Annotated in this window: 21 protein-coding genes; 7 read left to right on the plus strand and 14 right to left on the minus strand. The window is 71.6% G+C overall.

Features of this window, described 5'->3' with window-relative positions:
- Nucleotides 1–37: 37 nt before the first annotated feature.
- The 3 genes from IFT51_RS01840 to IFT51_RS01850 are packed head-to-tail and all read right to left on the minus strand — an operon-like array spanning nucleotide 38 to nucleotide 3,067.
- Nucleotides 38–1,381 carry an LCP family protein gene (locus IFT51_RS01840; protein WP_371740645.1) on the minus strand — a complete coding sequence of 448 codons (1,344 nt, stop codon included), beginning with the start codon at nucleotides 1,379–1,381 and terminating at the stop codon, nucleotides 38–40.
- Nucleotides 1,378–1,923, minus strand: a complete 546-nt coding sequence (gene purE / locus IFT51_RS01845; protein ID WP_320476889.1) for a 5-(carboxyamino)imidazole ribonucleotide mutase — start codon at nucleotides 1,921–1,923, stop codon at nucleotides 1,378–1,380. The genes IFT51_RS01840 and purE overlap by 4 nt, the downstream gene beginning before the upstream one ends.
- Before the next feature lie 16 nt (nucleotides 1,924–1,939).
- On the minus strand, nucleotides 1,940–3,067 hold the full coding sequence (locus IFT51_RS01850) for a 5-(carboxyamino)imidazole ribonucleotide synthase (protein WP_192058538.1): 1,128 nt from the start codon (nucleotides 3,065–3,067) through the stop codon (nucleotides 1,940–1,942).
- Nucleotides 3,068–3,189: 122 nt separating this feature from the next.
- Between IFT51_RS01850 and IFT51_RS01855 the strand changes: the two genes are divergently transcribed.
- Nucleotides 3,190–3,651, plus strand: a complete 462-nt coding sequence (locus IFT51_RS01855) for a GtrA family protein (RefSeq protein WP_192058540.1) — start codon at nucleotides 3,190–3,192, stop codon at nucleotides 3,649–3,651.
- On the opposite strand, the gene IFT51_RS01860 is transcribed toward IFT51_RS01855, so the two are convergent.
- From IFT51_RS01860 to IFT51_RS01870, 3 genes are read right to left on the minus strand one after another with little or no spacing between them, the layout of a single operon-like run.
- Nucleotides 3,627–4,931, minus strand: a complete 1,305-nt coding sequence (locus IFT51_RS01860; protein WP_192058543.1) for a UDP-glucose/GDP-mannose dehydrogenase family protein — start codon at nucleotides 4,929–4,931, stop codon at nucleotides 3,627–3,629. The two genes, IFT51_RS01855 and IFT51_RS01860, sit on opposite strands and share 25 nt — an antisense overlap.
- A gap of 36 nt (nucleotides 4,932–4,967) precedes the next feature.
- A complete protein-coding gene (locus IFT51_RS01865) occupies nucleotides 4,968–5,507 on the minus strand; it encodes a PH domain-containing protein (protein WP_192058545.1) in 540 nt (179 codons plus the stop codon).
- Nucleotides 5,508–5,511: 4 nt separating this feature from the next.
- Nucleotides 5,512–6,291 (minus strand): biotin--[acetyl-CoA-carboxylase] ligase, encoded by a 780-nt coding sequence (locus tag IFT51_RS01870; protein ID WP_192058548.1) that lies wholly within the window; start codon nucleotides 6,289–6,291, stop codon nucleotides 5,512–5,514.
- 115 nt (nucleotides 6,292–6,406) lie between these two features.
- Here IFT51_RS01870 and IFT51_RS01875 point away from each other — a divergent pair, with 115 nt between their 5' ends.
- The gene (locus tag IFT51_RS01875) at nucleotides 6,407–8,032 is read left to right on the plus strand and encodes an acyl-CoA carboxylase subunit beta (RefSeq protein WP_192058550.1); all 1,626 of its coding nucleotides are present in this window, start codon (nucleotides 6,407–6,409) and stop codon (nucleotides 8,030–8,032) included.
- Nucleotides 8,029–8,313 carry an acyl-CoA carboxylase subunit epsilon gene (locus IFT51_RS01880; protein WP_371740646.1) on the plus strand — a complete coding sequence of 95 codons (285 nt, stop codon included), beginning with the start codon at nucleotides 8,029–8,031 and terminating at the stop codon, nucleotides 8,311–8,313. The genes IFT51_RS01875 and IFT51_RS01880 overlap by 4 nt, the downstream gene beginning before the upstream one ends.
- A 342-nt stretch (nucleotides 8,314–8,655) precedes the next feature.
- On the opposite strand, the gene IFT51_RS01885 is transcribed toward IFT51_RS01880, so the two are convergent.
- The 4 genes from IFT51_RS01885 to IFT51_RS01900 form a co-directional block, all read right to left on the minus strand.
- Nucleotides 8,656–9,696 (minus strand): hypothetical protein, encoded by a 1,041-nt coding sequence (locus IFT51_RS01885; protein WP_243213607.1) that lies wholly within the window; start codon nucleotides 9,694–9,696, stop codon nucleotides 8,656–8,658.
- An 8-nt stretch (nucleotides 9,697–9,704) separates the two neighbouring features.
- Nucleotides 9,705–10,961 carry an ATP-binding protein gene (locus IFT51_RS01890; protein WP_192058556.1) on the minus strand — a complete coding sequence of 419 codons (1,257 nt, stop codon included), beginning with the start codon at nucleotides 10,959–10,961 and terminating at the stop codon, nucleotides 9,705–9,707.
- Nucleotides 10,951–11,655, minus strand: coding sequence for a response regulator transcription factor (locus IFT51_RS01895; RefSeq protein ID WP_192058558.1), 705 nt, complete (start codon nucleotides 11,653–11,655; stop codon nucleotides 10,951–10,953). The genes IFT51_RS01890 and IFT51_RS01895 overlap by 11 nt, the downstream gene beginning before the upstream one ends.
- A gap of 119 nt (nucleotides 11,656–11,774) precedes the next feature.
- The gene (locus IFT51_RS01900) at nucleotides 11,775–13,016 is read right to left on the minus strand and encodes a class I SAM-dependent RNA methyltransferase (protein WP_192058560.1); all 1,242 of its coding nucleotides are present in this window, start codon (nucleotides 13,014–13,016) and stop codon (nucleotides 11,775–11,777) included.
- Nucleotides 13,017–13,042: 26 nt separating this feature from the next.
- On the opposite strand from IFT51_RS01900, the gene IFT51_RS01905 reads away from it, so the two are divergent.
- From IFT51_RS01905 to IFT51_RS01920, 4 genes are all read left to right on the plus strand, one after another.
- Complete coding sequence (locus IFT51_RS01905; RefSeq protein ID WP_192058562.1) at nucleotides 13,043–13,732, plus strand: nucleoside triphosphate pyrophosphatase; 690 nt, start codon at nucleotides 13,043–13,045, stop codon at nucleotides 13,730–13,732.
- Nucleotides 13,733–13,811: 79 nt separating this feature from the next.
- Nucleotides 13,812–15,569, plus strand: coding sequence for a biotin carboxylase N-terminal domain-containing protein (locus IFT51_RS01910; protein WP_192058564.1), 1,758 nt, complete (start codon nucleotides 13,812–13,814; stop codon nucleotides 15,567–15,569).
- Nucleotides 15,570–15,686: 117 nt separating this feature from the next.
- Nucleotides 15,687–16,520, plus strand: a complete 834-nt coding sequence (locus IFT51_RS01915; protein ID WP_192058566.1) for a purine-nucleoside phosphorylase — start codon at nucleotides 15,687–15,689, stop codon at nucleotides 16,518–16,520.
- A complete protein-coding gene (locus IFT51_RS01920; protein ID WP_192058568.1) occupies nucleotides 16,517–18,202 on the plus strand; it encodes a phospho-sugar mutase in 1,686 nt (561 codons plus the stop codon). Before IFT51_RS01915 ends, IFT51_RS01920 begins: the two co-directional genes overlap by 4 nt.
- Nucleotides 18,203–18,228: 26 nt before the next feature.
- On the opposite strand, the gene IFT51_RS01925 is transcribed toward IFT51_RS01920, so the two are convergent.
- From IFT51_RS01925 to IFT51_RS01940, 4 genes are read right to left on the minus strand one after another with little or no spacing between them, the layout of a single operon-like run.
- Nucleotides 18,229–18,501, minus strand: coding sequence for a PTS sugar transporter subunit IIB (locus tag IFT51_RS01925; RefSeq protein ID WP_192058570.1), 273 nt, complete (start codon nucleotides 18,499–18,501; stop codon nucleotides 18,229–18,231).
- A 43-nt stretch (nucleotides 18,502–18,544) separates the two neighbouring features.
- Nucleotides 18,545–18,991 (minus strand): PTS sugar transporter subunit IIA, encoded by a 447-nt coding sequence (locus IFT51_RS01930; RefSeq protein ID WP_192058573.1) that lies wholly within the window; start codon nucleotides 18,989–18,991, stop codon nucleotides 18,545–18,547.
- A gap of 1 nt (nucleotide 18,992) precedes the next feature.
- Nucleotides 18,993–20,117 (minus strand): adenosine deaminase, encoded by a 1,125-nt coding sequence (locus tag IFT51_RS01935; protein WP_192058575.1) that lies wholly within the window; start codon nucleotides 20,115–20,117, stop codon nucleotides 18,993–18,995.
- Between the two features lie 48 nt (nucleotides 20,118–20,165).
- Entirely contained in the window at nucleotides 20,166–21,458 is a 1,293-nt protein-coding gene (locus IFT51_RS01940; protein ID WP_192058577.1) for a thymidine phosphorylase, read from the minus strand.
- Between the last annotated feature and the right edge of the window lie 3 nt (nucleotides 21,459–21,461).

Genomic DNA, 21,461 nt, shown 5'->3' on the forward strand with positions numbered 1-21,461 from the left:
AGGCCCGTCCGCCCGCGAGCGAGCAGCGCGAGGCCGGTCAGCCCGCGGCGGACGCGGTCGCGGCGGCGACGTCGGCGCGGATGATCGTGTAGTCGGGGTAGACGTTGTCGTAGGTCGGAGGCACGATCTCGAGGTCGCCGATCTTCTGCCCCTTCGTCTTCAGCGCCAGCTCGACGAACGCGCTCAGCGCTCCCCGAGGGATGTCGGTGTCGACGGTCTGCACGCCCGCGCTCGCGACCGCCTGGAACTTCGCCAGGACGGTCGTCGGCTGGAACTGGGTCAGCAGGGCCTGCTGCACCTCACGCTGTCTGACCATCCGGTGGTAGTCGTCCGATCCGTGCCGCGCTCGGGCGTACCAGAGGGCGTGGTAGCCGTCGAGGGTCTGTCGGCCGGGCTCGATCCACCCGTCGACGTTGATGGGCTCACCGGCCGCGTCGACGCCGCCGTTGATCGGGAGACGACCCTCGGTGTTGTCGACCTCGATGCCGCCGAGAGCGTCGATCAACTGCGCGAAGCCCTCCATGTCGATCAGCACGTAGTACTGCAGGGTCAGACCGGTGACGCCGGACACGGCGTCGCGCATAGCCTCGACCCCGGCGTTCGAGCCGTTCTGTTCGGCATCGGGATAGAGCTCGGGGTGCTCTTCACCGTAGGTGTAGAGGTAGCTGATCAGGCAGTCGTCACCGCAGGAGTACCCGTCCGGGTAGACGCCCCAGAGCGGCGATCCCTCGGAGAAGGGCGAGTTGTACAGATTGCGGGGGATCCCGATGAGCGTGGCCGCCCCGGTCTCGGCGTCGATGCTCGCGACCGAGATGCTGTCCGGACGCAGCCCCGTGCGATCGGCCCCCGCATCGCCGCCGAGCAGCAGGATGTTGTACCGGCCGTCGACGGGGTCGGCCGCCTGGGCCTGAGAGGTGAAGAGGTCGTTGAGCAGCCCGTGCTGCACACCCGAGAGATAGGCGCCCCAGGCGGCCGGGCCGACGGTGACGAAGAGCAGCAGGGCCATCACGCCCGCCAGGAAGCCGCGCGACGTCGGATTCGTGCGGACGATGCGGAGGAGTCTGAGGGTGTCGAGGGTCAGCACGACCCACAGCACCGCGAAGTAGACCAGGTAGACCTGCACGATGGTCAGGGCCACGACGCTCGTCGCCATCTCGATCAGGGGGCGGCGGAAGAACAGCGCCGAGAGCAGCACGACGACCAGCACGGCCCAGAAGACGAGGGTCGAGGCGAGCCCGATCCGACCCAGTCGCCGGTTGCCGGCCAGGACCTGGGCGGAGCCCGGCACGAGCACGTTCAGCACGACCAGCACCCAGGCCCGCCGGGTCATGAACGGCTCCGACCCGAGGTCGGGGTTGCGGACCGGCAGAGCCGTGCTCACAGCGACCGCTGCAGGGCCGTGTTCTTCTCCTCGACGAGCTCGCCGAGGCTGGTCGCGTAGTCCGTCAGCCGGGCGGCGAGGCCCGGGTCGGAGACCCCGAGGATGCGCGCGGCGAGGAGGCCGGCGTTGGCCGCCCCGCCGATGGAGACCGTCGCGACCGGGATGCCGGCCGGCATCTGCACGATCGACAGCAGGGAGTCGAGACCGTCGAGCTTCGCCAGGGCGACGGGCACGCCGACGACGGGCAGGGTGGTGACCGAGGCGAGCATCCCCGGGAGGTGCGCCGCGCCTCCTGCACCCGCGATGATGACGCCGAGACCGCGCCCGGCGGCCTCGCGCCCGAACCGGATCATCTTGTCGGGCGTGCGGTGCGCCGAGACGACCTCGACCTCGTGCGCGATGCCGAACTCGGAGAGGATCTCGGACGCGCTCCGCATCGTCGGCCAGTCGCTGTCGGACCCCATGACGATCGCGACCCGCGGCGGCGTGCCGGGATCGTTCGCGACGGAGGGGGCGAAGGAGGCGCGGTTCGGGTCGGACACGAGCTAGAGGATAGCGTCAGCCCTCGAAGAACGCCGCACCGGCGCGCGCCCGGTAGGTCGCCTCGTCGAGGTCGTCGCCGGTCGCCGTCACGTGCCCGACCTTCCGACCGGGGCGCGGGTCCTTGCCGTAGTCGTGCACCTTGACCGACGGGTGATCCGCCATGAGCGCGGGGAGCCGCTCGGCCAGGGTGCCCGCCTCGGGCCCTCCGAGCACGTTCACCATGACGCTCCAGGCGTCATGCGGTCTCGTGTCGCCCAGAGGGAGGTCGAGGACGGCACGGAGGTGCTGCTCGAACTGACTCGTCGTCGATCCGTCGATCGTCCAGTGCCCCGTGTTGTGCGGGCGCATCGCCAGCTCGTTGATCAGCAGGCGGTCGTCGTCGGTCTCGAACAGCTCGACGGCCAGCACGCCCGTCACCCCGAGCCGCTCGGCAACCGTGCGCGCGATGGCCTCCGCGGCCTCCGCCAGACGACCCGCGCTCTTCGGCGCCGGCGCGATGACCTCCGCGCAGACGCCGTCGCTCTGCACGCTCTCGACGAGGGGCCAGGCGACGATCTGACCGCTCGGGCGGCGGGCCACCGACTGAGCGAGCTCGCGGCGGAAGTCGACCAGCTCCTCCACGAGCAGTGCCTCTCCGTCGGCCAGGTCGGCGAACCAGTCGTCAGCACCGTCGGCCTCGCGGACGACCCGCACGCCCTTGCCGTCGTAGCCGCCGCGGGCAGTCTTGACGACCGCGCTGCCGCCGTGCTCCGCGAGGAACCGGCCGAGCGCCTCGGCGTCGCGCACGGCCGCCCAGTCGGGCACGGGCAGACCCAGCTCGCTGAGCCGACGGCGCATGACGATCTTGTCCTGCGCGACGGCCAGCGCCTCGGGCGACGGGTGGACGTCGACGCCGGCGTCGACGAGCGCCCGGAGGACGTCCTGCGGGACGTGCTCGTGGTCGAAGGTCACCGCATCGACGTCGCGGGCGAAGGCGAGGACCGTCTCGACCTCGTGGTAGTCACCCACCTGCGTCGCGGCGAGGCGCGCCGAGCTGCCCTCCGTCTCGGCCAGGACGCGGATGTCGAGTCCGAGATGGATGGCCGGGGGGACCATCATGCGGGCCAGCTGCCCGCCTCCGATCACGCCGATCCGGTAGGCCATGGTGTCTCCTCGATGCGGGCGTCCGTCCCGGACCCGGCGCGGGGCCGGTCCGAGAGGGGCGCGGTAGAATCTTCCGGGCTCGTCGAGCCCTCCCCATCTTGGCCGATACCCCGAGGAGGCGCATGCGCCGGCTCGCCCTGCAGCTCGTCCGCTACGGCACCGTCGGCGCCCTCGGGGTCGTCGTCGACCTGGGTCTGTTCAACGTCTTCCGGGCGACGGTCTTCGACCCGGAGCGCATCGCGGCCGGGCCGCTCCTCGCCAAGGTCGCCTCGGGAGTCATCGCGATCGTCGTCGTCTGGCTGGGCAACCGGTACTGGACGTTCCGCACGACGCGACGCAGCCGCGCCCTCCGCGAGGCCGTGGAGTTCTTCGGCGTGGCGCTCGGAGGCCTCCTGATCGGGCTGGCCTGCCTCGGGGTGTCCCACTACGTGCTGGGATTCCGATCGGCAGCGGCCGACAACGTCTCGAGCAACGTCGTCGGCCTCGCCCTGGGCTCGGTCTTCCGGTTCACGCTCTACAAGCTCTGGGTGTTCCACCCCGCGCGGACCGGGATCGAGGCTCAGGGGCGGCCGAGTCCCCTGTAGTCGAAGCCGGCCGCACGCCAGGCGACGGAGTCGAGCGTGTTGCGGCCGTCGACGACGCGAGCGTGCGACACGAGTCCGGCGACGACGGCCGGGTCGAGCTCACGGAACTCGGTCCACTCGGTGAGGACGAGGACGACGTCGGCGTCGCGGAGCGCCGACTCGACGTCCGTCGCGTACTCGAGCTCGGGCGCCACGCGACCGGCCGTGGCGTTCGCCTCGGGATCGAACGCGGTGACGATCGCGCCGCTCGCCCGGAGGCGGCGCGCCACGTCGAGCGCGGGCGAATCGCGGACGTCGTCGCTGTTCGGCTTGAAGGCCAGTCCCAGCACCGCGACGCGCGCCCCGGCGAGGTCGCCGACGAGCTCGCCGGCGAGCGCGACGACGCGATCGCGACGACGGAGGTTGATGGCGTCGACGTCGGCCAGGAAGGCGAGCGAGTCGAGACCGAGCTCGTCGGCTCGGGCCTGGAACGCCCGGATGTCCTTCGGGAGGCAGCCACCGCCGAAGCCGATGCCGGCGTTGAGGAACTTGCGACCGATGCGCGCGTCGTAGCCGATGGCGTCGGCGAGCTGGGTGACGTCGGCGCCGGTCGCCTCGGCGACCTCGGCCATGGCGTTGATGAACGAGATCTTCGTGGCGAGGAACGCGTTGGCCGAGACCTTGACGAGCTCGGCCGTGGCGTAGTCGGTGACCAGACGCGGCGTCTCGGCCGCGAGCGCGGTCGCGTAGACGGCGTCGAGCTGGGCGGCGGCCCGCTCGCCGGTCTCGCCTCGTGCGACGCCGTAGACGAAGCGATCGGGGGTGAGGGTGTCTTTGACGGCGAAGCCCTCGCGGAGGAACTCGGGGTTCCAGGCCAGATCGGCCCCCGAGGAGGCGCGCACCAGCTCGGAGAGGCGACTCGCCGTCCCGACCGGGACGGTCGACTTGCCCACGACGAGGTCGCCGTCGGACAGGTACGGGAGGAGCCCCTCGACGGCCGCGTCGACGTAGGTGAGGTCGGCCGCGTGGCTGCCCTTCGTCTGCGGTGTGCCGACGGCGACGAAGTGGACCTCGGCGCCAGCGGCGTCGGCGAGATCCGTCGAGAATCGGAGCCGACCCGAGTCGAGCGCCCGGCCGAGGACCTCGGGGAGGCCCGGCTCGAAGAAGGGGGCGCGCCCCGCCGACAGCTCGGCGACCTTGCGCTCGTCGACGTCGATGCCGACGACCTCGTGCCCGAGCTCGGCCATGCAGGCCGCGTGCACGGCGCCGAGGTAGCCGCAACCGATCACAGAAATACGCATGGAGACACCTTTTGTCGTTCGAGGGTCGGAACGGGTCTAGTCGCCGTTCCAGAGGGGCGCCCCGTCCACCGGGGCCGATTGGTCGTGCTGCCGCCGCTGTGCGACGAAGTTCGTGTTCGATTCCATCATGTCGTGAAGAGTGGACTGCACGAGGTCGGCCCCCGGCACGTCCCACAGCACGACGGGCCGATCGAGACCGCTGTTGATCAGGACATCGCCGCTGCGGAACAGACTCTGCACGCCGTTCTTCCTGACCGTCAAATCGTAGCCGCGGCTGTGGAGGAGCTCCTGGCGGGTCCGGACGAGCAGTCCCCGCCGCAGGATGATCCGACGCGTCGTGATGACGTAGTGCCGACCGAGCCACACCAGCAGGGGGACGAGCCAGACCAGCACGATGAGCACCCCGGCGGCGGCGAAGACCAGCGTGTTCTGCCAGTCGGCGTCGAAGCGCCCGCCGAGGTACCCCGTCGCGGCGCACACCGCGACGAGCGCGACCGACGGCCAGAACATGACGCGGGAGTGCGGCCGGAGGCGCGCGACGACGGCCTCGGGGGCCTGCTGGTCGGCGGTGCTCATGGGGTCATTCATAGCGCAGATGGGTGACGTCGCCGCTGGACACCGCCGCATCGGCCCCTGTGCGGGGTCGGACCACCAGGCGTCCGGTCGGGTCGATCGCGACGGCGACGCCGTGCAGATCCGTCCCGTCGGGCAGCTCGACGCGGACGTCGCGCCGCAGGGTCGAGCAGTCCGTCGAGGCGCGGGCGTGGAGTCCGGACGCCATCGCGTCGCCCCCGTGCTCGACGAGGGTGCCGAAGAGACCGAGGGTCTCGTCGAGGAACGCGGCCAGCACCCGATCGGCGAGGTCGGAGGCGGCGCCGTCGACCCCGTGCAGCGACAGAGAGGTGGAGGTCGGAGTCGGCAGGCGTTCCGCCGGCACGGTGAGGTTGACGCCCACGCCGATCACGACTGCGCCGTCCGGTCGGGCCTCGGCCAGCACACCGCAGATCTTCCGGCCGTCCACCTGCACGTCGTTGGGCCACTTGAGACCGACCTCGCCCCGACCGGGCGCCACCAGGGAGGCGAGGGAGGCGCGCATCGCCACCCCGGCCAGCAACGGCAGCCAGCCGAGGGACGACCCGTCGAGCCCCTTCGCGTCGAGCAGCACGCTCGCCGCGAGGGTCTCGTCGGGCGGTGCCGACCACGAGCGGTCGAGTCGCCCACGGCCCGCGGTCTGACGCAGGGTGGCCACCACGCCGCCGTGACGGGAGTCCGTTCGGGCGACCAGGTCGGCGTTGGTGGAACCCGTCGTCCCGACATGCTCGAAGAACGGGCTCCGTGCCGAGCTGAGTGGGAAGGTCATCGCGTCAGCCTAGGCCGGACGGCCCCGGGTGTTCACGGAACCCACCACGGACGATGCTCCCCACGCGTGGAAACCTCCAACGGTGTCGGACGACGTGGTCAGTAGAGTGAGGCGGGTGACCTCCGACACGACGCCCTCCCCCGAGACCACCGCCGGCACCGAGCCCGACCTGCACACCACCGCGGGCAAGCTGGCCGACCTCCGGGCGAGGTACCACGAGGCCGTGACGGCCAGCGGCGAGGCGGCCGTCGCCAAGCAGCACGCCAAGGGCAAGAAGACCGCTCGCGAGCGCATCGACCAGCTGCTCGACCCCGGCTCCTTCGTCGAGCTCGACGAGTTCGTCCGCCACCGCACGCACGCCTTCGGCATGGAGGCGAAGCGCCCCTACGGTGACGCCGTGGTGACCGGCACCGGCACGATCCACGGTCGTCAGGTGGCCGTCTACAGCCAGGACTTCACCATCTTCGGCGGGTCCCTCGGCGAGGTCGCCGGCGAGAAGATCATCAAGGTGATGGAGCTCGCTCTGAAGACCGGCGTCCCGATCCTCGGCATCCTCGACTCGGGCGGCGCCCGCATCCAGGAGGGGGTCGTCGCCCTCGGCAAGTACGGCGAGATCTTCCGTCTGAACACGGCCGCGTCGGGTGTCATCCCGCAGATCTCGCTGATCATGGGCCCGGCCGCCGGAGGCGCGGTGTACTCCCCCGCGTTGACCGACTTCGTCATCATGGTCGACAAGACGAGCCACATGTTCGTCACCGGCCCCGACGTCATCAAGACGGTCACCGGAGAGGACGTCGGCTTCGAGGAGCTCGGCGGCGCGCTGACGCACAACAAGATCAGCGGGGTGTCGCACTACCTCGCCAGCGACGAGGACGACGCGCTCGACTACGCGCGCTCGCTGCTGTCGTACCTGCCCGACAACAACCTGTCCGAACCGCAGGTCTTCGACCGGGCCGTCGAACTCGAGACCACCGACCACGACCGTGCGCTCGACACGATCATCCCCGACAGCCCGAACCAGCCCTACGACGTGATGACCGTCATCGAGCACGTCGTCGACGACGGCGAGTTCCTCGAGGTCCAGCCGCTGTTCGCGCCGAACATCGTGATCGGCTTCGGCCGCGTCGAGGGTCGCTCGGTCGGCATCATCGCGAACCAGCCCTCGGCGATGGCCGGCACCCTCAACATCGAGGCCGGCGAGAAGGCCAGCCGCTTCGTGCGGTTCTGCGACGCCTTCGGCATCCCCATCCTCACGCTGGTCGACGTCCCCGGCTACCTGCCGGGCACCGATCAGGAGTGGACCGGCGTGATCCGCCGCGGGGCGAAGCTGCTCTACGCCTACGCCGAGGCGACGGTGCCCCTGGTGACCGTGATCACCCGCAAGGCGTACGGCGGGGCCTACATCGTGATGGGTTCGAAGCAGCTGGGCGCCGACATCAACCTCGCCTGGCCGACGGCCGAGATCGCCGTGATGGGCGGCCAGGGCGCCGTGAACATCCTCTACCGCAACGAGATCAAGGCCGCGGAGGCCGCGGGCGAGGACGTCGCGGCCGTGCGCAGCCGCCTGGCGAAGGAGTACACCTACAACGTCGCGAGTCCGTTCCTCGCAGCCGAGCGCGGCGAGCTCGACGGGGTCATCGAGCCGTCCGCCACCCGCGTCGCCGTCATCAAGGCCCTGCGGGCCCTCCGCACGAAGCGGGCCGCACAGCCCGCGAAGAAGCACGGGAACATCCCCCTGTGAGCGGACGGCACGCCGCGCTCCCGGTCGACGGAGACCCGCGGGAGGTCCTCGCCGATCCCGCGCCCGCCCTGCCCGTCATGCTGACCATCGTCTCGGGGCGTCCCACCGACGACGAGCTCGCGGCCATCACGGCCGTCCTGGCGGCCGGCGAGGCCGCGGCGGCCGCGGAGCAGGCCACCCTCCTCGTGCCGCAGCCCGAATCGGCGTGGACGCGGTCGAGACGTCGCCCCCGAGGGCCGTTGACCGTCGGACCGGGCCACTGGCGCTCGTTCTCGGGCTGATCGACCCGACCCGCGCCTCCTCGGCGCCGTTGTCCCCCGCGCGATCGTGCGGCTCCGGTCGACAACCCGGCACATCGGCACCGTTCCGGCCACCCGAACAGGGGTAGACGAGGTTATCGTCCCCTGGTTGTCCCCCTAAATGTCGACTTTGCACTCGGTGCGACGACGGGCATCATTGTTCTTGCTAGGTGTAACTCTTCGAGTCGCACCACCGTTTGAGAATCAACTAGGGTAAGCGGGTTCTCAATCGGGGGCGGGTCAGGGCGGCATTCGGGTTGCCGCCCTGATCCGAAATCTTCCAGAAGGGCCGGACATCGTCCGGCCCTTCTTCTTTTCGGGCGTTCAGGCCGAGAGGGTCCTCGGGATCTGCAGCCAGAGCTGGACCTCGTCGTCGTCGCCCTCGTCGTCGTCCGACGTGCTCGAGAAGCCGCGCCCCAGGGCGCTCGAACTCGGATCCGGCGATCCGAGCCCGACCACGGTCACGGCGTGGTCGCCCCCGCCCGGCACCGTCCTGATGACGATGCGATCGGCGACCGAACCGTGCAGCGCATCGGCCAGAGTCCGATGGATGCGCGCCAGATCCGCACCGTCGACGTCATCGAGGCCGCCCTCGTCGAGCAGGCTCACGACCGCCCCGCGCCGACGAGCCGCCATCACCTCGCGCCGCACGTCGTCGTCGAGCAGACGTCGACCGCGGATCTCGTCTCGGATGGCGCCCTCGAGGTTCAAGCACTCGCGCCGCTGCTCGGCGCTCAGATCGCCGTCCTGAGACACGATGGCGAGCAGCATCGGACGGGCCGTCCGTCCGGTCTGCAGCAGACGGTACTGACGCTCGTTGACATGGGCCTCTTGCGCCGCCTGCCAGTCGGCCGCCTCGTGCTCGGCGAGGATGAACTCGCGCGTCTCGCGACTCGCCCTCGTCAACGACGACGACATGGCGGTGGCGAACGCGACCCAGGTCACGCTGCCGATCACGCCGAGATCGGCGAGGGTGTCGGCTCCGCTCCAGGCAGCACCGTGCAGCGCCATGAAGCCCACCCCGAGCCAGGCGAACGCCTGCCGGCGACGCGTGGCGACGATGACCATCAAGGTGCCGATCGCGGCCACGTACCAGGTGGCGTAGCCGTTCCTCCCCGCCGAGTCGAGCTGCGACGTGATCTGCAACGGGATGACGATGCTGACCGCCAGCGCGAAGGCCGCGATCCAGACGGGCATCGCCGGCCCCCTGCCCGGCCAGAGCGCCGCGACGGTCGCCGCCGCGTACGCGACCATGCAGGCCACGACGGGCCAGGGATCGTCGAAGCGGTCGAGCGAGACCGAGGCCAGCACGAGGTGGTAGCAGGAGAAGACGGCGGCGAGCAGCACGATGAGCCACCGCGGCACGGAGACCCTCACGAGAGCCGCCCCGGCATCGGCGGGGTGATGTCGCCGCTCGGCCACAGCAGACGGACGACCGTGCCGTCGCCCGGCCGCGAGTCGATGCAGGCACGTCCGCCGGCGTTCCGCAGGCGCTCGACGATGGAGACCCGGACGCCGAGGCGCTCCCCGGGGACGACGGCGGGATCGAAGCCGTGCCCGGTGTCGCCGACCTCGATGAGCGCCCCGCCGTCCGGACCCGCGTCGATGCCGACCCATCGTCGGACCTCGACCCCGTGGCCGGCGTGCTGCGAGCTGTTGACGAGGGCCTGCACGGCGGCGCTGTACAGGGCTTCGGCCGCCGCGGACGGGATGCTGCACTCCTCGAGGTCGCCGGCCTTGAGATCGACCGACACCCCCATCTCGGAGCTCACGACGGCGAGCCGCTCACGCAGGGACTCGAGGGTCGTCGTCGATTCGTCGAACGGCGTCGCGGCCGCAGCGGAGGCGAGGTGCGCCACGGCGTTCCGAGCCATGTTGGTCGCCAGGACGCGCTCGTCGGGCGAGTAGGCCCGCGCGGCCTGGATGAACGTCGTGAGGACGCTGTCGTGCACGATCGCGTCCACCTGCACCCGCTCGAGCTCCGTGGCGTGCTCGCGGATGGCGTTCGAGTAGCGCGCGACGGCGAGAGCCTGCGCCGCATCGACGTTGGCGGCCGCCTGCCGCAGGATCACGACCAGGATGAGCACGGCGCCACCGAGCAGCACGGCGTAGATCGAGTCGAGGGCGGCGTGCGCCAGCGACACCGCGCCTCCTGAGGGGGTCAGACGGATGAGCCCGTAGACCAGCGGGGCGACGAACAGGTACCCGACCGCGATCCACGCCGTGAACGCGTACGCGGCCGCAGCCGTCGCGACGGTGCAGAGGTACCAGAGCCACGGCACCGACGTCTGCACCGCGCTGGGGTCGTTCACCGCCAGCGGCCAGGTGATCAGCGCGATCAGATAGGAGATGGCGACGAAGGCCGCAGCGGTCTCGGCACCGCGGACGACGATGCTCGCGACGGCGACGGCGACGAACCCGCCGAAGATCGAGATGCCGATGAACCACGCCCACGCCTCTTGCATGGACCCGATCTGGTCGACCATCGACGGGATGGTCTGCACGCCGAAGACGATGCCGCCGGCCCCGACGACCCTGCCCACGACCTTCTCGAGGAGCGCCCGACTGATCGGGTTCCGTGACGGACGCGGTGGCGCCGTCGGCCCCACGGAGGCCTGGTCAGCGACCATCCCCGCCGTCCGCGTCGAGCCCGGGGAGGATTCCGTCCTCGACGGCACGGCGCAGGAGGTCGACCTTGGTCGGAGCGGGACGACCCACCTCGACGTACTTGACGCGGATGCGGTCGAGGTACTCGCGCGCGGTCGAGTACCCGATGCCGAGCTGCTGCGCGGCGAGCTTGAGCGGCAGCCCCGAGGCGTAGAGGTGCAGGATCTCGCGCTCGCGCCGTCCGAGCTGCGCCTTGGCGAAGTCGCGGTCGGCGTCGATCGCGCTCGCCCACTCGAGGTTGTTCAGCACGTCGCCGCGGGCCACCGTCGCGACCGCGGCCATGACCGTCTTCGTGGCGGACGACTTCGGGATCACGCCGGCCGCGCCGGCGGCGAGCGCCTCGCGGACGGACGCGACGCGGTCGGCGATGCTGTGCACCAGGACGGCCGAGCCGGTCGCCTGGACGCGCTTGACGTTCTCCGTCACGGTCGAGCCGTCGCCGAGCGACAGATCGAGCACGACGACGTCGACCTCACGGCCCGAGAGGTTCTCGACGAGCTCCTGCACGCCGGCGGCCGTCAGCACGACCTCGAAGCCCTCGTTCTGGCACGCCGCCTGGATGCCCAACCGCACCGACTCGTGATCGTCGACGATCGCGACGCGCACGGGCGCGGTCGTCGGGGCGGGCTTGTTCGGATCAGTCGATGTCTCAGACACGGTGTTCCTTCGCTCGGCGTGCGTCCGGGCCCCTGGAAACCCCGGGCGTGCACGGGCCCCATCGTATCGGCATATCGGTCGGGGCTCGGGGTCCGGGGCTCGGGGTCCGCGTCGACGGGTCAGGCCCGGACGAGCCGCGCGACCGTCTCGACGTGGTGGGTGTTGGGGAAGAGGTCGTACGCGGCGAGCGCGTCGACGTCGTACCCGAGGTCGCGGAACAGGGCGATGTCGCGGGCCAGGGCGACCGGGTCGCACGCGACGTACACGATCTGGGCCGGTGCGAGCCCGGCGATCTCCGTGACGACGTCTCGACCGGCGCCCGACCGCGGCGGGTCGAGCACCACGGTCGAGGCGGCGTAGCGACCACGGTCGAGGGATCCCGCCTGGGCGGCGGTCTGGCGGATCCAGCGCTCGACCCGCCCGGTCACCGCCGAGGCGCCGAGCCAGTCGGCGAGGTTCTCGGACGCGTGCTCGGTGGCGCGTTCGTCGCTCTCCACGCTGGTGATGCGGGTCCCCGCGCCGAAGGCGTCGCCGACGGCCGCGGCGAGCAGGCCGACGCCGCCGTAGAGGTCGAGGTTCGCGGCCTTCGGGTCGAACAGGTCGGGTCGGATCGACTGCTGGACGGCCTCCGTCAGCGTCGTGGCGGCCTCGCGGTGCACCTGCCAGAAGCCCCGGTCGTCGAGTCGGAACTCGCGGTCGCCGACCGTCTCGTAGATCGTGGTGCGCGACTGGTCGCCGATGACGAGACGGGCGCCGCCGACGCTCGGGGCCAGCACGTCGATGTGGGCCTCACCCGGGAAGACGTCGCCGAGCGGCGCCGCCTCGACGAGCTCGGGAGTCGCGAGCGGGAGGTCGTCGACCTGCACGACCGTGTGCGACCGTGCCGCGTACGGCCCCGTGCGTCCGTCGGCGTCGACGTGCAGTCGCACGCGCGTGCGCCAGCCGGTGCCGCCGCGCTCGTCGTCACCCGGCAGGGCCGCGACCTCGACGTCGGACCGCTCGGCGTCGAGACCGCCGGTGCGGGTCAGCGCATCGCGGAGAACCTGCCTCTTGAGCTCGCGCTGATGGGCCAGGTCGATGTGTCCGAACTCGGCGCCGCCGGCCCGCGCCGAGGGGTCGACCTCGACCGCGGCGGCCGACCAGACGTGAGGCCTGCGGTGCTCGCTCGCCTCGACGACCGACACGGTCTCGGCACGCCAGAACGACTTCTTGCGGTCTTCCGTGATGCGCGCCACGACCCGCTCGCCCGGCAGCGTGTCCGAGACGAAGACGACGCGGCCGTCCAGTCGCGCCACCGAGATCCCCCCGTGTGCGATGCCCGTCACGTCCAGTTCGACCTCTCGGCCCTGCATGTCTCCCATACGACGAGTCTGACAGGCTGGTCGACATGACCGTTCCCCTCTTCCTGGCGAGCACCTCCCCGGCCCGTCTGTCGCTGCTCCGGTCGGCTGGCGTCGAACCCGTCCTGATCAGCCCCGGGGTCGACGAGGAGGCGGCGGTCGCCGTCGCCGAAGCGGCCGCGGGTCGGGCGCTGACCGCGGCCGAGACGGTGGCGCTGCTGGCGAGGGCGAAGGCCGAGGCGGTGCTCGACACCCGGCGCGACGGCCTCCCCCTCGACGGGCTCGTCCTCGGCGGCGACTCCGCCTTCGAGTTCGACGGCGAGGTGCACGGCAAGCCCCACGAGCCCGAGATCGCCCTCGAGCGCTGGCGGCGGATGGCCGAGATCGGTCACGGCACCCTCTGGTCGGGTCACTGGCTGATCGACCATCGGGGCGGGGCGCCCCGTCGGAGCCGCGAGCACCCCGAAGGAGGCGCGGGTCGGGTCGCGAGCGCGACGCTCACCTTCGCCGACGATCTCGACCCCGACGAGCTCGCCGCCTACGTCGCCACGGGCGAGCCCCTCGAGGTGGCCGGGGCCTTCACCATCGACGGGCGAGCGGCCGCCTTCATCACCCGCATCGACGGGACGCCGAGTGCCGTCGTCGGCCTGTCGCTGCCGGAGCTCCGAGCCATGGTGCGCGGGTTCGGCGTGCCGTGGCACGAGCTCTGGAACTCGTCGACCGCAGGTCTCTTGTAGGACTCGTCACGCGCCTCCGGCGCCTTTTTGTGCACGTCAGCCAAAGACCGGTGAGAGGTGCCCAATAGGCTGAGGGACTATGCCGCGTATCAGCAAGGTCCTCATCGCCAACCGTGGAGAGATCGCCGTCCGGGTGATCCGGGCCGCGCGTGACAGCGGCATCGGCTCCGTCGCCGTCTACGCCGACCAGGATCGCGACGCCCAGCACGCCCGCCTCGCCGACGAGGCCTACGCGCTCGACGGCTCGACGAGCGCCGAGACCTACCTCGTCATCGAGAAGATCCTCTCGGTGGCCCGTCGTTCGGGCGCCGACGCCGTGCACCCCGGCTACGGCTTCCTGGCAGAGAACGCCGACTTCGCCCGCGCCGTCCAGGCGGCCGGCCTCGTCTGGATCGGGCCGTCGCCCGAGGCCATCGAGCAGCTCGGCGACAAGGTCTCCGCGAGGCACATCGCCGAGCGCGTGGGCGCACCCCTCGCCCCCGGCACGCTCAACCCCGTCTCGGGTGCCGACGAGGTGCTCGCGTTCGTCGACCAGCACGGACTCCCCGTCGCCATCAAGGCGGCCTTCGGCGGCGGCGGTCGCGGCCTCAAGGTCGCCCGGACCCGCGACGAGGTCCCCGAGATGTTCGACTCGGCGACCCGCGAGGCCGTCGCGGCGTTCGGCCGGGGCGAGTGCTTCGTCGAGAAGTACCTCGACCAGCCGCGACACGTCGAGACCCAGTGCCTCGCCGACGAGCACGGCAACGTCGTCGTCGTCTCGACGCGCGACTGCTCGCTGCAGCGTCGGCACCAGAAGCTCGTCGAGGAGGCCCCCGCGCCGTTCCTGACGGACGAGCAGACCGCCGCGCTGTACGAGTCCTCGAAGGCCATCCTCCGCGAGGTGGGCTACGTCGGCGCCGGCACCTGCGAGTTCCTCATCGGCAAGGACGGCACGGTGTCGTTCCTCGAGGTGAACACGCGCCTGCAGGTCGAGCACCCCGTCTCCGAGGAGGTCACCGGCATCGACCTCGTCCGCGAGCAGTTCCGTCTGGCCGAGGGCGGCGTGCTCGACTACGACGACCCCATCGCCCGCGGGCACTCGTTCGAGTTCCGGGTGAACGGCGAGGACGCCGGTCGCGGCTTCATGCCCGCCCCCGGCCCGGTCCACGTCTTCAAGGCCCCGGGCGGGCCGGGCGTGCGCGTCGACAGCGGCGTTCAGGCCGGCGACGAGATCAGCGGCTCGTTCGACTCGCTGCTCGCCAAGCTGATCGTCACCGGCCCCACGCGTGAGGTCGCGCTCGAGCGTTCGCGCCGGGCCCTGGCCGAGTTCGAGGTCGCCGGGCTCCCCACCGTCCTCCCGTTCCACCGTGCCATCGTCGACGACCCGGCCTTCGCGCCGGCCGACGGCGCCCCGTTCTCGATCTACACCCGCTGGATCGAGACCGAGTTCGACAACACCATCCCCGCCTGGAGCGGCGAGGCCGAGGCCCCCCGACCCGACGACGAGCGCACGACCGTCGTCGTCGAGGTGGGTGGCAAGCGGGTCGAGGTCTCGCTGCCGGCCGGTCTCGGTGCCCGCACCGCGCCTCCTTCGGTCGCCCCGAAGCGCCGCGGGGCCTCCCGCTCGGGTGTCGTGACGGCGACCGGCTCGTCCGTCACGTCGCCGATGCAGGCCACCGTCGTGAAGCTCGCCGTGACCGAGGGTCAGCAGGTCGTCAAGGGCGACCTCGTGCTCGTGCTCGAGGCCATGAAGATGGAGCAGCCCGTCGCCGCACACCGCGACGGCGTCGTCTCGGGCATCGACGCCACGGTCGGCCAGACCGTCTCGTCGGGTCACGTGCTGCTCAGCATCGACTGATCGCCCCCGGCGCCCTCCTCCCCCCGATCCGGTGCAGCCCATCCCGACTCGGGGAGGAGCGCCGAGGAGGCGCGGGTCGAGCAGGTCGGGACGGCCGCAGACTCTAGAGTGGTGGGCATGTCCGAGACCACCATGCACCCGCTCGACGACCGCGCCGCAGACCCCTTCGAGGTCGCCCGCACCGCCGCCGCCGAGATCGCCGACAAGACCGGCGTCGCCCACCACGACATCGCCCTGACCCTGGGCAGCGGCTGGGCCAAGGCCGCCGACCTGATCGGCGAGACCGTCGCCGAGGTCCCCGCCACCGAGATCACCGGCTTCAGCGCGTCCGCGGTCGTGGGTCACACGGGTTCGATCCGCAGCATCCTGCTGCCGTCGGGCAAGCACGCTCTCGTGATCGGCGCCCGCACGCACTACTACGAGAACCACGGCGTCCGCCGGGTGGTGCACAGCGTCCGCACCGCCGCAGCGACGGGGGCCACCACGATGATCCTCACGAACGGCGCCGGCGGCATCCGCGAGACCTGGAAGCCCGGCACTCCCGTCCTGATCAGCGATCACATCAACCTCACGGCCGACTCGCCCCTCGAGGGCGCGACGTTCATCGATCTGACCGATCTCTACTCGAAGCGGCTGCGCGACGTCGCCCGGTCGATCGACCCCACGCTCGACGAGGGCGTGTACACGCAGTTCCGCGGGCCGCACTACGAGACCCCCGCAGAGGTGCAGATGGCCAAGGCCATCGGCGGTCACATCGTCGGCATGTCGACGGCGCTCGAGGCGATCGCGGCCCGTCAGGCCGGCATGGAGATCCTCGGCATGTCGCTCATCACCAACCTCGCGGCGGGCATCCAGACCACGCCGCTCAGCCATCAGGAGGTGCTCGAGGCCGGCCGCGAGGCCGAGCCCGTGATCAGCGACCTCCTCGCCCGCATCGTGGCCGCGCTGTGAGCCGTACCGCGCAGACCGGCGGCGACGCACTGCTCGCCCTCGCCGTCGCCTGGCGCGACCAGGACCCCGACGTCGAGACCCGCGACGAGCTCGACGCCCTGATCACGCGGGCCCGCGACGGCGACGCCGACGCGGCCGACGACCTCGGCGACCGCTTCACCGGGCGCCTCCAGTTCGGCACGGCCGGGCTGCGCGGGGCCCTCGGGGCCGGTCCGCAGCGCATGAACCGCGTGCTCGTCGCCCAGGCCGCCGCCGGTTTCGCGGCGTTCCTGACCGGGCGCGAGAGCGAGCCGTCGATCGTCATCGGCTACGACGGGCGCAAGAACTCCGACGTGTTCGCCCGCGACACCGCCGAGATCATGGCCGCGGCGGGCGTCCGCGCCACGATCCTCCCGCGGGCGCTCCCCACCCCCGTGCTCGCCTTCGCCGTCCGTCAGCTCGACGTCAGCGCCGGCGTGATGGTCACGGCGAGTCACAACCCGCCGCAGGACAACGGCTACAAGGTCTACCTCGGCGGCGTCGACGACGGATCGCAGATCGTGTCGCCCGTCGACGGCGAGATCGCCGCCCGCATCGACGAGGCCGCGCGATCGTCGGTCGCCGACATCGCCCGATCCGACGACTACAGCGCGGCGGGTGACGACCTCGTCATGGAGTACGTCCGACGGACTGCCGCCGTCGCCGGCACCTCGTCGACGGGCCGCCAGCCGAGGGTGGTCTACACGGCCCTGCACGGCGTCGGATGGGAGGTCGCGCGCCGGGTGTTCGCGACCGCCGGGTTCGCCGAGCCGATCCCCGTCAGCGAGCAGAGCGCCCCCGACGCGGCGTTCCCCACGGTCGCGTTCCCCAACCCGGAGGAGCCCGGCGCGATGGACCTCTCCTTCGCCACGGCCGACCGGGTCGGCGCCGACCTGATCATCGCGAACGACCCCGACGCCGACCGTCTCGCCGTCGCCGTGCCGTCCGAGGGCGGCTGGCGTCGACTGAGCGGCAACGAGGTCGGAGCGATCCTCGGCTGGCGAGCTGCGGAACGCGCGCGGCGCGCCGACGCCGACGGCACGCTCGCGGCGAGCATCGTCTCGTCGCCGGCGCTCCGCGAGATCGCCCGGGTCTACGACCTCGACTACGTCGACACCCTCACCGGCTTCAAGTGGGTGTCGCGGGTCGGCGGGCTCCTCTACGGCTACGAGGAGGCGCTCGGCTACCTCGTCGACCCCGAGGTCGTGCGCGACAAGGACGGCATCTCGGCAGCCGTCGACCTGCTCGCCCTCGCCACCGAGCTGCACACGGCGGGCTCCAGCCTGGCCGAGCACCTCGTCGCGTTCGACGAGCGGTTCGGGGCCTACGCCTCGGCGCAGGTCTCCCTCCGCGTCGACGACCTCGCGACGATCGGCGCCCTCACGTCGCGCCTCCGGCAGTCACCGCCGTCGACGATCGGCTCACGACGCGTCGACCGCGTCGACGACTTCCGCGACGGGTTCGGCGCGTTCCCCGCCGGCGACATCCTGCGGTACTGGCTGACCGACGGCTCGAGGGTCATCGTGCGCCCGAGCGGCACCGAGCCGAAGCTCAAGGTCTACATCGACGCCTCGAGCACCGACGGCGATGCGATCTCCCGACGCGCAGCCGCCGAGGCTGCGGTCGCCGACCTGGAGGCGGGGATGCGCGCGCTCCTGGCCTGAGGGTCAGGGGCGCGCAGCCCCGTCGCTCAGCCGAGCGACTTCTGCAGCTTCTCGGTGAGCTCCTGCTGGTCGAAGTGGTTCTGGATGACGATCACGTCGGCGAACGTGCTGCCGATCGCCTCCACGAACTCGGCCGAGGTCAGGATGACCTGCGCGTCGTCGGCGACCGTCGAGATGGAGCCGATGTCGGCGGCCACCACGTCGGCCTCGATGTCGAGACGGGCGAGCACGCGCTCGGCGTTGACCTTGAGGATTCCGCTGCTGCCGATGCCGGCCCCGCAGATGGTGACGATCTTCATGACATGGCTTCCGTCTCGGTGCAGCGGGGGTAGGGGCCGGCGCTCAGGCCGGGACGCCCATCAGGCGTCTGATCTCGTCCGCGGTCGTGGCCGCGGCCAGAGCGGGGATCACCGTCTCGTCGTTGAAGACGTTCGCGAGATCGGCGACGGACTCGAGGTGAGCGCCGACGGTCGGCAGAGCGAGACCCAGCACGACCGAGACGGGGTCGTTGTGCGGATGCCCGAAGGGCACCGGCTCGGCGAGGGTGACGACGGCGAGGCCGTCGCGGACGACGCTGTCACCCGGTCGCGCGTGGGCCAGGGCGAGCCCCGGAGCGATGACGACGTACGGGCCGTGCTCGTCGATCATCCGCTCCATCTCGTCGCCGTAACCCTCGAGGGCCGCGCCCGAGGCGACGAGCGCCGCTCCGGCGACGTGGACGGCCTCACGCCAGTCGTCGACCCGGGTCGCGATGACGATGGCGCTGTCGGGCAGCGGTGGGAGCGCCACGTCAGACCGCCTCGAAGCCGCGCACGATGCGGTCGGCGAGGTCGTCGCGGTCCTCCAACGGCAGGAACGACGCCGCGGCGGCGTTCAGCTGGAACGCCTGCAGGTCGGACAGCGAATAGTCGAACGCCTGCGTCAGCAGGGCGAGCTCGCGACTGAGGCTCGTGCCGCTCATGAGGCGGTTGTCGGTGTTGACCGTCACCCGGTAGCCCAGCTGGTAGAGCAGATCGAACGGGTGGTCGTCGAGGTCGGCGCCCCAGGCCGAGATCGCCCCGGTCTGGAGGTTCGACTGCGGCGACAGCTCGAGCGCGATCTCGCGGTCGCGGACCCACGCCGCGATCGGCCCCAGCTCGACGGTCGTCTGGTCGCCGCGGTTGCGGACGACCCGGATGTCCTCTGCGAGGCGGACCCCGTGACCGAGACGCAGCGCCCGGCCGTCGAGGAGGGCCCCGCGGATGCTGTCGAGGCCGTCGGCCTCGCCGGCGTGCACGGTGACGGGGAAGAACTCACGGGCCAGGAGGTCGAACGCGGCTCGATGCGCCCCGGCCGGGTGCCCCTCTTCGGGCCCGGCGATGTCGAAGCCGACGACCCCCGTCTCGCGGTGACGGACCGCCAGCGTGGCGATCTCGAGCGAGCGGTCGCCGTGCCGCAGGGCGGTCAGGATCTGACCGACCGACAGCTCGTGCCCGCCGTCGGCGAGTTCGTCGACCGCATCGTCGATCCCCGACTGGACGGCGGCGACGGCGTCGTCGAGGGAGAGACCACCGCGGAGGTGCTGCTCGGGCGCCCAGCGGATCTCGGCGTGGACGACGCCGTCGGCCCCGAGGTCGAGCACGAACTCGCGGGCCACGCGCTCGAGCGCGGCGGCGGTCTGCATGACCCCGACGGTCACGTCGAACGTGGCGAGGTAGTCGGGCAGGTTGCCGGCCGACGCCGACTCGACGAACCAGCGTCCGAGAGCCTGCGCCCCGCCCTGCACCGGCAGATCGAGACCCGCCTCGGCGGCCAGCTCGACGACGGTCTCGGGGCGGAGGCCGCCGTCGAGGTGGTCGTGCAACGACACCTTCGGCAACGAGGCGAGCCTCGGCCCCCCGTCGGGCATGCGGTAGTCCTTGTCCGGTGCGCTCATACGGCTCAATCTACTCGCGCCCGCGACCGCGGATCTGGACGCCGCCTGCTACGCGATGCGCTCCGCGACGATGCGGCGCGCAGCCGGCGCCTCGTCGCCGATCGCCCAGCCGCCCTGGACGGCCTCGAGGGCGCGGTCGAACCGCTCCGGCTCGTCGGTGTGCAGGGTGAAGAGCGGCTGCCCCGCCACGACGGCGTCGCCGGGCTTGGCGTGCAGCTCGATGCCGGCCGCGGCCTGCACCGGGTCCTGCTTGCGCGCCCGCCCCGCACCGAGCCGCCAGGCCGCGATGCCGAACGGCAGGGCGTGCTGCTCGGTGAGGAACCCGGAGCGCTCGGCGGTCACGACCTGGGTCTCGCGGGCGGTCGGCAGGTCGGCGTCGGGGTCGCCGCCCTGTGCTCGGATCATGCGGTTCCAGGCGTCCATGGCGCGCCCGTCGTCGAGGGCGGCCTCGACGTCGGCGTCGGGGAGACCCGCCGACGCGAGCATCTCGCGAGCGAGGGCGACCGTCAGCTCGCGGATGTCGGCGGGTCCCCCGCCGGCGAGGGTCTCGACCGATTCGCGCACCTCGAGCGCGTTCCCGATGGTGAGACCGAGCGGGACGTTCATGTCGGTGAGCAGCGCGGTCGTGGCCACGCCGGCGTCCGTCCCGAGGTCGACCATGGTGCGGGCGAGCAGACGCGACTGGTCGATGTCCTGGATGAACGCTCCCGAGCCGAACTTCACGTCGAGCACGAGCGCCGCGGTGCCCTCGGCGATCTTCTTGCTCATGATCGACGACGCGATCAGCGGGATGGCCTCGACCGTGCCCGTGATGTCGCGCAGGGCGTAGAGCTTTCCGTCGGCGGGCGCGAGCCCCGAACCGGCCGCGCAGACGACCGCGCCGCTGTCGGCCATGATCTCGCGCATCCGGTCGTTCGAGATCGACGCCTGCCAGCCGGGGATCGACTCGAGCTTGTCCAGGGTGCCACCCGTGTGACCGAGACCGCGACCCGAGAGCTGCGGCACGGCGACGCCGAACGAGGCCACGAGCGGAGCGAGCGGCAGCGTGATCTTGTCGCCCACTCCCCCGGTCGAGTGCTTGTCGACGGTGGTCTTGCCCAGACCCGCGAAGTCCATGGTCTCGCCGCTGCGGATCATGGCGAGGGTCATGTCGCGGATCTCGCGGCGCTCCATCCCGTTCAGGAAGATCGCCATCGTCATCGCGGCCATCTGCTCGTCGCCGACGTAGCCCCGGGTGTACGCGTCGATCAGCCAGTCGATCTGGGCGGTGCTGAGCTCGCCCGACCCGCGCTTGACGCGGATGAGGTCGACGGTGTCGAACGGTTCGACGATGCTGGCCATGAT

The organism is Frigoribacterium sp. CFBP 13712, assembly GCF_014842255.1.
Lineage (GTDB): Bacteria > Actinomycetota > Actinomycetes > Actinomycetales > Microbacteriaceae > Frigoribacterium.

Bases quoted from the DNA above. Each gene is read 5' to 3' on its own strand.
- IFT51_RS01850 (WP_192058538.1), bottom strand. From the start codon at position 3,067: ATGGCCTACCGGATCGGCGTGATCGGAGGCGGGCAGCTGGCCCGCATG.
- IFT51_RS01855 (WP_192058540.1), top strand. From the start codon at position 3,190: ATGCGCCGGCTCGCCCTGCAGCTCGTCCGCTACGGCACCGTCGGCGCC.
- IFT51_RS01860 (WP_192058543.1), bottom strand. From the start codon at position 4,931: ATGCGTATTTCTGTGATCGGTTGCGGCTACCTCGGCGCCGTGCACGCG.
- IFT51_RS01865 (WP_192058545.1), bottom strand. From the start codon at position 5,507: ATGAGCACCGCCGACCAGCAGGCCCCCGAGGCCGTCGTCGCGCGCCTC.
- IFT51_RS01870 (WP_192058548.1), bottom strand. From the start codon at position 6,291: ATGACCTTCCCACTCAGCTCGGCACGGAGCCCGTTCTTCGAGCATGTC.
- IFT51_RS01890 (WP_192058556.1), bottom strand. From the start codon at position 10,961: ATGGTCGCTGACCAGGCCTCCGTGGGGCCGACGGCGCCACCGCGTCCG.
- IFT51_RS01900 (WP_192058560.1), bottom strand. From the start codon at position 13,016: ATGGGAGACATGCAGGGCCGAGAGGTCGAACTGGACGTGACGGGCATC.
- IFT51_RS01905 (WP_192058562.1), top strand. From the start codon at position 13,043: ATGACCGTTCCCCTCTTCCTGGCGAGCACCTCCCCGGCCCGTCTGTCG.
- IFT51_RS01910 (WP_192058564.1), top strand. From the start codon at position 13,812: ATGCCGCGTATCAGCAAGGTCCTCATCGCCAACCGTGGAGAGATCGCC.
- IFT51_RS01915 (WP_192058566.1), top strand. From the start codon at position 15,687: ATGTCCGAGACCACCATGCACCCGCTCGACGACCGCGCCGCAGACCCC.
- IFT51_RS01925 (WP_192058570.1), bottom strand. From the start codon at position 18,501: ATGAAGATCGTCACCATCTGCGGGGCCGGCATCGGCAGCAGCGGAATC.
- IFT51_RS01935 (WP_192058575.1), bottom strand. From the start codon at position 20,117: ATGAGCGCACCGGACAAGGACTACCGCATGCCCGACGGGGGGCCGAGG.
- IFT51_RS01940 (WP_192058577.1), bottom strand. From the start codon at position 21,458: ATGGCCAGCATCGTCGAACCGTTCGACACCGTCGACCTCATCCGCGTC.